The sequence below is a fragment of the Lentibacillus salicampi genome, assembly GCF_004565465.1.
Classification (GTDB): Bacteria; Bacillota; Bacilli; order Bacillales; family Amphibacillaceae; genus Lentibacillus; species Lentibacillus salicampi.
Window position 1 is genome coordinate 20,576 of sequence record NZ_SRHY01000038.1, and the last position, 10,735, is coordinate 31,310.

Here is a 10,735-nt window from a genome sequence, read left to right on the forward strand (position 1 = left end):
TCGCACCATATTATCTTGGGACACAGCAATCACGCCTTTCCGTCTTACATATGATTATAGCATAATCCTTTACGTGTAAGAAGGCGCTCATTCCTGAAATTCCCGCAAGTTTTCCTCAATCAGTTTTATTTCGTCAGCACTTAAACCAAACGCATCCGCTGTGTATTGATCAATTTTTTCATTCAATTCTGCTTCTTTTTCCGTCAGCTGAACCATTATCCCTTTTCTGTCCTGAAAATACGCGAGCCAATCATTTTTTTCAGTAAGGGATACCCGCCTGAGTCCATCGATTTGTGCAAGCCGCTCATCAGCATCCCACTCATAAAATGACTGAAACCTGACAGGCAGTTGATCGATTTTCAGCTCATGCAGCACCACTTTTTCCATTGTGTGCAATACCTGGCTTTTATCACGCTGCAACTCAAGCATTTGACTGACGGCATCCGTTATCTGCTTTTCTTCCTGTTCAGACACATCAGGAATAGGGAACATCTTTAAGTCTTTCACCTTAAATTGCGGAAAAGTTTTGCGCTGGAACTTATCAAATTTGTTAATGAACCAGAACGTTATAACTTTGGAATTCATCACACCAAGCAAAAACAGCGGATCCTTCTGAAAATCGATGATGTTATTGGAATTGCGGTCATTCAGGATTTCCTTTTCCGTATACACGGCATTGATTGCATATGTTGACTTTGAAGGGATTTGCCTGACCAGAATTCGCGGTACCGTAAAAATTTGTTCTCTCCTTTTTGCTGCGAGATTCGGGCCGTATTTCAGCCAGTTGCCTCTCCAGTCAATATAGTACCGGCATACGTCTCGGCCATCCAGATACCTCCAATAGGTGTCATCCATCTGCTGATCACTGTGATACACCCTGTTATCTTTCATGTCTTTCGTTTGCACCGGGGCACCCCTGCCAACCTCATAAGCGACTAATCCGGATTTCACTGTTGCGACCGAACCTAAATCAAGATGTCTTTTTTCAATCTTTCTCATAACGTCAACAGTCTGTTTATTTTTCATCAACGAAATATTGATGATGCTTTGCTCGTCCAGAAGTTCATCAGGTTCAACGTCCGCAACGATGTCAACATGCTCGTTCACATATTCGCCCAGTTTAACCGTTGTCGGCGTCGCTTTTTGGAAAATAATAAAACACGTGTCAACATCAGCTTCAGCAAACATCCGGTCATATATGTTAATGATCTTGAGATTGCCGGTATTTTTCAGCAAAAAACGCCGCATTCTCTTAAATGAATCAATCGTCAGGCATGTATTCGGCACGATAAAAGCAAACCAGCCGCCCTCTTTCAGCAAATGGTAAGACCGCTCGATAAACAAGAGATACGTATTCATCTGGTATTCTGCCAGTTCATAATGGATGTTGAAATAGGCTTTTTCATCATCGCTGAACCCTTTACCCCTGGCAAAGACGTATGGCGGATTGCCAATGACAATATCAAAACCGCCGTCATCCATGGCTTCCGGGAATTCCTGCTGCCAGTCAAACGCTTTTTCCGACACACCTTGCTGGCTGATAAGCGAATTCCCGGTTTTCAGATTGTCATCCAATGACGTTAATTCATCCTGTTTATTAGCCGTCTTCAACCATAAGGAAAGTTTCGATATCTCTACACTTTCTTTATTCAGATCGACACCGAACAGATTATGGTTCAAAATATACCGGTTGATATCAAACAGCTCTGCCTGACCCTCCTGCATCTCTTCCAGCTTTTTGTTGATTTTGTCTCCTTCCTGAATCAGGTAATCAAACGCCGTGTTCAGGAATGCACCACTGCCGACAGCCGGATCGAGGATTTTGATGGAACGCAGGCGCTCTTGCAATTTCCGGTAAAAATCAATGTGTTGCTCGACCGGCAACAGTTTTTTCCGGCGTTTGTCCGGTTTCGTTTTCCTGTATGTTTCAAAATCTTTTTCGGTTAAATTCGGCAAGTCCGCTTCATGTAATTCCTGTTTACGGTCATCAATCCAGTTAAGCAATGTTTCCTGCAGCAAAAATTTCGTGACACCGGGTGACGTGTAAAATATTCCATCTTTTTTCCGCTTGCCCTGTTCAGCATCAAATGCGCTATCTGTTATTTCCGACTTGATTTCCTCTATATCATTAATCGATTGTTCAAAGATATGGCCGAGTATGTTGACATTAAGCTCGGTGGAAAAATCGTATGCCGTGATTTTTTCAAACAACGGGAAAATATCATCCAGGATGACCAGCTGATCCAGCACGTCATCTGTTTTAAACAGCCCGCCATTGAAACGGTTTATATGCCGTTCAGGGTTTCCCTGATTGATTGAATGGAACAGTCCTTTCAGCTGGTTCCATATTTTAGTGCTGCTCATATCAAACGAATGCCTGGCTGCCTGCACGACTTCCCGGAACTCATGACGTGGCAGAAGACCCGTGTCCTCACAAAAACACATGAATATAAACCGGTCGAGAATTTTCTGTGTTTTTCCGAAAATGACGAGTTCATCCAGATGGTTGTTTTGCTCGCACAAATGCGAAAATAATTCGGTGCTTACTTTTTGGTAATCGCGGTAGAACGCGTGGGAGATATGCGCTTCTTCTTTTTCGTTGTTGTCGTACAATATATCGATTTTAGACCGGCCGTCATGGTCAATCAGATGCTCTTTGGAAAGCAAAAAACAGAACTTCCTGAATGTTTGGTCATCTTCTTTTAAATCCCGCATAAAAAACTGTTCATACTCAGTCATCGTGGAAGCATGATATAAACGTATTTCCTTAAAATTGGAAACAATCACCCAACGGCAGTTTTTGTATTTATACTGATATGAAAATGCCTGCTCAACGGGGGATTCGTTATTAGCCCTATTTTGTTTCCTGTCCAAATCAGTCTTCGCATCTTTTAACTCAATCGCAACACGTGTATCGCATACGCTGCCAGAAAAGTAACCCAGCGCACCATCCGCCTTTGTGCCGTCCATGATTGCTTTTTGTTCCTGCTGCAGATTCCAGAAGCGCTTACCGAACCGTCCTTTGTATCCAAGAATATATGAAAAAATCTGCGTCAGAAAATCCCCCTGAACCGCTTCCTCTTTTGTTTTCTCAAGGTCGCTCTGCGTCAGGGAATAATGCCAGTTGGCAACGATCTGCTGTTTCCTCTCAAAGTCCGGTATGTTTTCAAGCTTATCGTGTTTAAGTCCATCGCTGATCTGTTTTCGGTTAAATATGTAATGCTGCATCATGTCACCTGCTTGTGAAAGTTGCATATCACCGATATTATAGCACAGGTGGTTTTTGTATGTCTGAAGGGGCACCACCTGCGCAAGAAAAAAACTCTCTTTTATAAAGAGAACGTCAGCATAGAGAATTGATTTTATCAAGTACTATTTCATTGTTAATCCTTATGGCTCTCTTTTACGAAAACGTTAAGTTTGGGAGACGTTAACTTTACGATTCAGCCTTATAAATGACAATGCCATCCCGTTCAATCTGATTACTCAACGCCCGATTCAGTTCATCGGCAAACACGATATCACATGAATAAACGCCGATTAAGGCATCAATACTTTCCTTTATATCCGCTTTCGAACTTTCCCCAGCTGCGATACACAAATCAATATCGGAGTTAAAGCTTGCTGTATTTTTGGCGCGGGAACCAAACAATATCACCTGTATAATGCCAGTGTGTTGTCTAAAATAGTCAATCAAATTTTCGTAAACAGGCTTTTCAATGTCATACATTTTACATCACGCGTTCCTTAAGCTTTAATAGAAGCTTTTCAACGGCTTCAGTGTACTCATTTATAATTTTACCCTTAATCTTCTCATAATCCTCTTCATTATAAATATGGGCTGTTGAGTTTCTCGATCCCAAAACATCATTCCATATGGAGATATCCTCTATCAACCCTTCTTTGAAAGCCTGTTTGTAACAACTGCGCGGGTTATTAAGCTCCAGGCCTCTTGATTTGAAAAATTTAGAGAGCAATTTCCACACGAGTTCCTCAAGCATCTCATATTTTTTAATTATTGAATCCCGATATACCTCATTCGCCAATTCGTCATTCCCGTCAACTTTTTCATATGCTGAAATAATATTCTTCAAATGCATTAACATTCGAAAAGAGTATTCATAGGATAGTCGAATGGACTCATCGTACTTATTAAATAAATCGCTCATCATTTATCTCCTTTCGAATTAGAATTAATACATCATTTCATTCAAGACATTTTTGCACGCTTCAGCACAATTCAATTTTAACACAAATAAAAGCAGTGGGGTACAGAAGTTTCGTTAGAATAACAGGTTTAAGATTTGGGGTGGATACAGAAGCTATTCAAAGAAGCAAAATTCAGCCCTCTGCATTAGCAAAGGACTAAATGAAACATTTATTTTAGGCAACAATGAAACTTTTATAGGATTTTTAACAGCGAATGCCCACGAACCGAATTCCAAAATGTTGCATGTCCACAACAGTTAAAGATCAGGTCATTGGACAACCAGCTAAACGATTGACATTCGATACAATCAGCTTTACTCTATTTTCATAGACTATCAAAGTTTACCCAGGTAAACATTTAAGTGTTCATAAAACAAAGATGGATAAGCGAATGACTTTTTTATTTCAAACATATCCTAATCACCAGTTGCGAATCAACGAGAGGAGCTTACATTATGATTGATTACTTCACATCTCTTGACCCCATCATACAGGCTGCAGTCGCCACCATTTTTACATGGCTGATGACCGCACTGGGGGCTTCATTGGTATTTACAACGAAAAATTTTAACCAGCGATTGATGGACAGCATGCTGGGCTTTGCCGGCGGAGTCATGATTGCTGCAAGCTTTTGGTCCCTGCTTTCACCGGCTCTTGATATGGCTGATGGCGGAAATGTACCAGCCTGGGTCCCGGCTGCAATTGGCTTTCTGTTCGGAGGCATATTTTTATGGGGAGCCGACAAAGTACTCCCGCATCTGCACCCAACCTCATCATCGATCGACAAGGCTGAAGGAATAAATCCGAATAAAAAAAAGCGGAGTACGCTGCTTGTATTGGCGATCACGCTGCATAATATACCGGAAGGTCTTGCTGTGGGCGTAGCATTCGGGGCCATTGCCGCCGGCTTACCATCTGCATCACTTGCCGGAGCTGTTGCATTAGCCATTGGAATCGGAATTCAAAACTTTCCAGAGGGGCTTGCCGTTTCAATGCCGTTAAGACGCGAAGGCATGTCGCGGGGAAAAAGCTTCAATTATGGGCAGGCCTCAGGAATCGTTGAACCGATTGCTGGTATTATTGGGGCACTGGCAGTTACTGCCATCCAGCCAATTTTACCATATGCATTGAGTTTTGCCGCAGGAGCCATGATTTTCGTTGTAGCTGAAGAAGTCATTCCGGGATCCCAGGAGAATGGCAACAAAGATCTCGCCTCGATGAGTGTCATGTTCGGATTCACCATTATGATGATTCTCGATGTCGCATTGGGGTAAGTCTTGCCTTTGCGAATGAGCCCATTGTGGCCTTCATTTGACTCCCGCTCCCATGAAAAAGCAGTAGCTGATAGTGCTTATAACGCAGATCAACTCTATTTTGAAAGAAGTGACACCGGAGCATAATGGGGTTATAGTTCAGATGCTTGTCCCTTACAACAGGTTTTCTTATCCTTCCTGCTTCTGGCTGATGCGGTAATCACGCTCGCTAATCCTTCTTTTCAGTTCGCCGACGATAGCGTCAAACTATTTTTTCGATACGTCCAATTTCCAGATAAATACGATGGCAATGATAAAGGCGATGGCCGGACAAGCGCAAGGGGCACGCGAACAGCTGTCAACGCCATGTCCGGTTGTACGATATTTTCGGCGGATCGCCCCGGCGCTGCTTCCATATAACCAAAATGAAATTGACAAAAAGCGATCAGCCGCCGACGGAATTGCAATATTGGATAGATATCGATACAGACAAAAGCCGCTATTCCATCATGTTATGAGAAAATAGTATTGATGTCATGAGTACTGACAATGGTGGCTTTTAAGATATACAGGATGAAAATGTACTTTTACAGCACATAAACAATGGGGATTTACATTGGGATATTTCTGATAGTATCGCAAGCTAATATGATGAGACCTGTTATTATAAGTTCGATACGACAAATAAAAACCACCAACATATGTATTGGTGGAGACGGTGGGAATCTATCGAGTAGTTTGATTATCATTTTATTTATAAACAAAAAGGCATAATGTCAATGTTTATCGCATATCATGGTAAGTTGCATTAAGTCGATAATTTTATTGGTTTGTTACCATATGTGTTACCACAAAAAGAAGAGGCTGCTACGCCTCTTCTTTACTAAAACACTTCGTAATATACGACAACGCGATCAATATCAGTGCATTGTAGGCCGGATAAACAACGTCATTAATTACTTCTGTAATTCGTAACGGATCCGGATCTTCTCCCTCAGGAACATACTGTGTTGCATTCAAATGGAATGTTGAATCCAGGTTAGTTAATGCAATAATAACAAAATAAGCAATGCCGCCCCAGAATAATACTTTTGATAATTTCTCCATAATCAATCTCCCCCTCAATAAATTTTAAAATTAACCTCATTTTGCTCACATGCTGACTTTAATTTTTGTCTGCGTATCTCTGATAAAGTATACCATATTAGTACGGGCTTGTGGCTAAATTGTTTCAAAATAACATCAGATAATTGTTTGTATTTTTTAATCTTATCGTTATTGGTCTGCATGGTTTGCTGATTGTCGATCTCCACAAAGTAGTGCTCGCTATTCAGTGTAAACATGGCATCAGGGACTAGTATTATTTCACCATTTATTTTTGCCGGCACTTCCTTTTTCCAGCTCACAGGCATGCCTAAACGGATGTACAGATCATTCCGCATTAAAGTGTGCTGTATCCATGATTTCTTTAACTCACCTTGACTGCTGCCGATTAATGATTTGCCGCGATTGGATAAAAAATAAACCTTCTTTTCATGTCGGACTGACTGAATAATTTTGTCCTTTTCCATCCGGGCCAGTATTCTTTGAGCATTACGATCACCGGCCAAATTATTGACAACCTGCAGCTGCTCGCGCGTGGCATACGTCAACTCATCCAAACTGCACAGTATCTGCTCTTCCCTCTGCGTCTTCTTCTGTTGTTGGACTAACAAAATGATCACCTAACCTCTCCTTTATATTTTCAACATACGGCACTTGCACGATATGTTTTTTCGATGTGCGGTAAATGGCCCTGCCGATGTTCGCAATACTCTCCGCTCCCTGCTCATCTATGGCCACACGACTGGCTATTTCAGTCGGCAGTCGAAAGCTTACTTTTGCGTCTGCGTTTTGTTTTATCTGACGCGGCAGCGTGTCTGCTGTAGGGTACTGCGTACAGAAAATCAGTCGATACCCTAAAGCCCCGGCAATCCTCGCAATCTCTGACAAAGCGTGCTGGCAATAGCTATACGGCTTCTTTTCGTCTTTAGACAAATGACCGGGCGGAACCAGTTCGGCCGCTTCATCGACGATAATGAATTTACGTTTACTTATGTTGGTGTCTAAGACGTTTGTATACCCTTTTTCTTTGTAGTGTGACATATCGGACTCGATTTGATTTAAAACATCAGATAGCGCCTGTTTTGTTTCGCTGACGTTACTTGCGACAGACTTCATCTGTTTTAAATTCCGGTATTGGTTAAATTCCAAACCGCCCTTCAGATCAATAACCATAAATTCCGCATCATCAGAATGATTGTTAATAAGATGGGCCAATATTAATTTGAGAAGAACTGTTTTGCCTTGCCTGGTCATCCCCGCTATGGTCATGTGCGGGATTTTATCAAAGTCATGGAGTATAAACCGCTCCTGTGATTGCCCCATCGGAACAGTCCATCCATCAGTTTTATTCCAATCATACTCAACTTTTACGGGCATTTTATTTTTGTAGACTTTGATCTGCAGCTTTTGGTTCGTAAAAGATATCTTAACAGGTTTATTCAAAACCTTTTCCAAAACCTGCAACTTATCGTCATCAATTAACCCAAACGGCACATGATATGTGTACAATGTGTAGCCGTCTGTCTTATGCTTTTTAAACAATCGCGGCTCATGATCCCCAACAGCATACCCGATGTTTTTAAAAGTGTGCTGTATCTTTTCGGCATCGGATTTTTTCCACCTATCAGCTGCATACATCGTAAATAAAGCAATGCCTGCACCGATAATCGTTTCCATATTCGTCCCTCCATTCTTAATGTGATCATCAAAACGAATATGCGGATGTTGGTATATCAGTAGTTTGATAGATATAAACAAGTTTAAATTTTATAGGCATAAAACGAAGGAATGAATGGAATGAGAGAGTGAGTGGTGCTGAATAATCGACTGCATGTGCTAGTGTTTATGCATCCGTATATGCGCTTGTAGTATTAGTATATCCAGTTATTCCGAAAATATACATAAAAATTACGGAAAAATATTATTTTTAAAGGATTTTTTATTTTTGTGTGGAATAATAACACAGGTGATAATATGAGATTACTTATTAATGAACAGATAAAAAAGAGTGGTTTAAAGAAGAAATACATTGCAGATAAATTAAATGTGAACAAGGACACACTTTCAAATTGGATTGCCGGCAGGAGTATGATTCCTTTGGATAGAGCCGTCCATCTCGCAGAAATTTTAAACTGCGACATTAAAGACCTCTACGAACGTTGATATGTAGGGGTTCGGAAAAAATTAAAAGAATTTTGATTTACCCCTTGCAAATATATAATACATGTATTATAATATAGTTACAGTCAAAAAAAAGGGAGCGATTAAAATGGGAGTAATCGAAGAAAGAGCAAAGCAGTTTGAAGAGCAGCACATTGAAATTACGAGCGGGAACGCAGACACAAAATTCACAGCAAAGTCAAAAGCAGAAAAGGAATACAACGATTTTATCCGCGCGATGAATCGCATCAATGAAATCACTGGAAAGCAATCAGTAAATGTAGAAGCTGCAAAACAAAAACTTGAAAAAGCAACTGTCGGGCAATACGTCAAACTTATCCAGCAAATGAACGGCGTACTAAGAAAGCTGGAACAAAAATAAGGCGCTCAATTAAGAGAGCCCCAATCTTCAAATAAATTATAACGCAAAGGTGATACGAATGGAAAGAAAATACGATCAACAAGCCTATAATAAAAAGTGGGCGGATAAAAATAAAGAGCATAAGCGCTATTTATCCTATAAGTCAACTACCAAAACATTCATTAAAAACTACGCTAATCCGGACGATTTAGAAGAACTAAAAAAAATAATAAAAGAATTTCAATAAATCCCTTGCAATTATCTAATACATGTATTATAATGTAATTAAGACATCAGGGGAGGACATAAAAAATACTAAGGAGGAATTAAAAATGAAAGACATTTTCACGGCAGATTTGAAGAAATGGGAAGAATGGCACAAGCTCGGTGAGACATACGGAACAGTTAAAGACCCGGACGACATTAACATCACAGTAAATCTGGCACAAGACCCATACTTGGACGGCGACACTGTGAAAGCACAAGGATTTGATAATCACCGCCGGGAAGTTGAAGTGATCTGGGAGACAAACGGTGTGGAAGAACCAAACGGACTCGACGATATGGTTGACGATTGGAAAACGGCAACAGAGGTAAAAAGAGTATAAAAGAGGGCAGGCACACCGCCCCTCTCAATAAAAATTAGGAGGAATTTAAAATGGAAAGTAAACAAATTGTAAATAAATTGGAAGATTTAGGGTACACGGTAGAATTTGGGAAATATGAGTACTGGGATAGCATCCCGCACGTACTTCACAGTGACGGGTCTAAAACAGTCCTAGCAAAAACGTTTAACAAGGCTGGCTCGACTGGCGTACAGACTGATGTATCTTTTGAAAAAGCAAAGCAAGCTGTTGAGATGAAATTGGTTGATATCAACGATTTGGAAAATACGCTACTCAACCAAAAAATTAATCGTGAAGCTGAAGAACTAGCAAAGAAATACAGTTAACCATCGAGGAAGAATACATTATTGTACCGGAATACAAGGAAACGGCAGAGGAAGAATTTGAAATAGTGGGATATGAAGTAGAATAAAGCCGGGGATCACCCCGGCTCCATTTATGACAATCGCCTGTTCACTTCTGCCCGAACCTGTTCATACTTTGCTTTACTAATACCAAAATGCTTTCTACGTGCTTCATGACCGTTAGGGATGCCTTTACCGTTTATGATTTCGTCAGCCATTTGTTTGACAGATTTACCGCCACCAGAACTAACAGAGCCGCCATTGACTTTAGCGCGTACTTTTTCGTATGTCGCTTTGCTAACACCTAATGATTTTCTGCGATTGGCATGCCCGTTACCATGAAGACCTTGCGAGACTTCTTTTGCCATTTCATCAACGGACTTACTATTACCGGATGCACGTCTATTAACTTCCGCGCGCACCTTCTCATATTTCGATTGGCTGATACCAAGCGATTGACGTCTGTTTTCGTGACCGCTGCCGTGCTTACCTGCGATGACCTCGTCAGCCATTTCACTAATTGACTTTTGGGGCGCTTTATCCGCGGGCGCTCCTAGGAGCCTTAGACAGAAGTATAACGGGTTTTATGTAAAAATATGTAAATTAGCGAGTGGAACATCAGATTTTCAATGAAACGGCTTGATCTCCCGCCAAGACAGGAGTAATTAGGTTTTAGAC

The 10,735-nt window shown here is 40.9% G+C and carries 13 protein-coding genes; 6 read left to right on the plus strand and 7 right to left on the minus strand.

Annotated elements, in window-relative coordinates:
• Positions 1 to 87: 87 nt before the first annotated feature.
• The 3 genes from E4U82_RS15705 to E4U82_RS15715 form a co-directional block, all read right to left on the minus strand.
• Positions 88 to 3,228: an Eco57I restriction-modification methylase domain-containing protein gene (locus E4U82_RS15705; protein WP_167751449.1), complete on the minus strand. Its 3,141-nt coding sequence runs from the start codon at positions 3,226 to 3,228 to the stop codon at positions 88 to 90.
• A gap of 208 nt (positions 3,229 to 3,436) precedes the next feature.
• Positions 3,437 to 3,730 carry a nucleotidyltransferase family protein gene (locus E4U82_RS15710; RefSeq protein ID WP_135111131.1) on the minus strand — a complete coding sequence of 98 codons (294 nt, stop codon included), beginning with the start codon at positions 3,728 to 3,730 and terminating at the stop codon, positions 3,437 to 3,439.
• Position 3,731: 1 nt separating this feature from the next.
• The gene (locus tag E4U82_RS15715) at positions 3,732 to 4,169 is read right to left on the minus strand and encodes an HI0074 family nucleotidyltransferase substrate-binding subunit (RefSeq protein ID WP_135111132.1); all 438 of its coding nucleotides are present in this window, start codon (positions 4,167 to 4,169) and stop codon (positions 3,732 to 3,734) included.
• Between the two features lie 495 nt (positions 4,170 to 4,664).
• Here E4U82_RS15715 and E4U82_RS15720 point away from each other — a divergent pair, with 495 nt between their 5' ends.
• Positions 4,665 to 5,483 carry a ZIP family metal transporter gene (locus tag E4U82_RS15720; RefSeq protein ID WP_135111133.1) on the plus strand — a complete coding sequence of 273 codons (819 nt, stop codon included), beginning with the start codon at positions 4,665 to 4,667 and terminating at the stop codon, positions 5,481 to 5,483.
• A gap of 846 nt (positions 5,484 to 6,329) precedes the next feature.
• Here the strand turns inward: E4U82_RS15720 and E4U82_RS15725 are convergent.
• From E4U82_RS15725 to E4U82_RS15735, 3 genes are read right to left on the minus strand one after another with little or no spacing between them, the layout of a single operon-like run.
• Positions 6,330 to 6,569, minus strand: a complete 240-nt coding sequence (locus E4U82_RS15725) for a hypothetical protein (RefSeq protein ID WP_135111134.1) — start codon at positions 6,567 to 6,569, stop codon at positions 6,330 to 6,332.
• A gap of 14 nt (positions 6,570 to 6,583) precedes the next feature.
• A complete protein-coding gene (locus E4U82_RS15730; RefSeq protein ID WP_245183613.1) occupies positions 6,584 to 7,123 on the minus strand; it encodes a replication-relaxation family protein in 540 nt (179 codons plus the stop codon).
• Positions 7,116 to 8,243 carry an FtsK/SpoIIIE domain-containing protein gene (locus E4U82_RS15735; RefSeq protein ID WP_135111135.1) on the minus strand — a complete coding sequence of 376 codons (1,128 nt, stop codon included), beginning with the start codon at positions 8,241 to 8,243 and terminating at the stop codon, positions 7,116 to 7,118. The genes E4U82_RS15730 and E4U82_RS15735 overlap by 8 nt, the downstream gene beginning before the upstream one ends.
• 297 nt (positions 8,244 to 8,540) lie before the next feature.
• Between E4U82_RS15735 and E4U82_RS15740 the strand changes: the two genes are divergently transcribed.
• From E4U82_RS15740 to E4U82_RS15755, 5 genes are all read left to right on the plus strand, one after another.
• A complete protein-coding gene (locus E4U82_RS15740) occupies positions 8,541 to 8,729 on the plus strand; it encodes a helix-turn-helix domain-containing protein (protein WP_135111142.1) in 189 nt (62 codons plus the stop codon).
• Positions 8,730 to 8,835: 106 nt separating this feature from the next.
• Positions 8,836 to 9,108, plus strand: coding sequence for a hypothetical protein (locus tag E4U82_RS15745; RefSeq protein ID WP_135111136.1), 273 nt, complete (start codon positions 8,836 to 8,838; stop codon positions 9,106 to 9,108).
• A gap of 58 nt (positions 9,109 to 9,166) precedes the next feature.
• The gene (locus tag E4U82_RS20005; protein ID WP_167751450.1) at positions 9,167 to 9,334 is read left to right on the plus strand and encodes a hypothetical protein; all 168 of its coding nucleotides are present in this window, start codon (positions 9,167 to 9,169) and stop codon (positions 9,332 to 9,334) included.
• A gap of 85 nt (positions 9,335 to 9,419) precedes the next feature.
• Entirely contained in the window at positions 9,420 to 9,695 is a 276-nt protein-coding gene (locus E4U82_RS15750; protein ID WP_135111137.1) for a hypothetical protein, read from the plus strand.
• A gap of 50 nt (positions 9,696 to 9,745) precedes the next feature.
• The gene (locus E4U82_RS15755; protein WP_135111138.1) at positions 9,746 to 10,039 is read left to right on the plus strand and encodes a hypothetical protein; all 294 of its coding nucleotides are present in this window, start codon (positions 9,746 to 9,748) and stop codon (positions 10,037 to 10,039) included.
• Positions 10,040 to 10,149: 110 nt separating this feature from the next.
• Here the strand turns inward: E4U82_RS15755 and E4U82_RS15760 are convergent, their stop codons facing one another.
• Entirely contained in the window at positions 10,150 to 10,569 is a 420-nt protein-coding gene (locus E4U82_RS15760; RefSeq protein ID WP_167751451.1) for a hypothetical protein, read from the minus strand.
• Positions 10,570 to 10,735 lie beyond the last annotated feature (166 nt).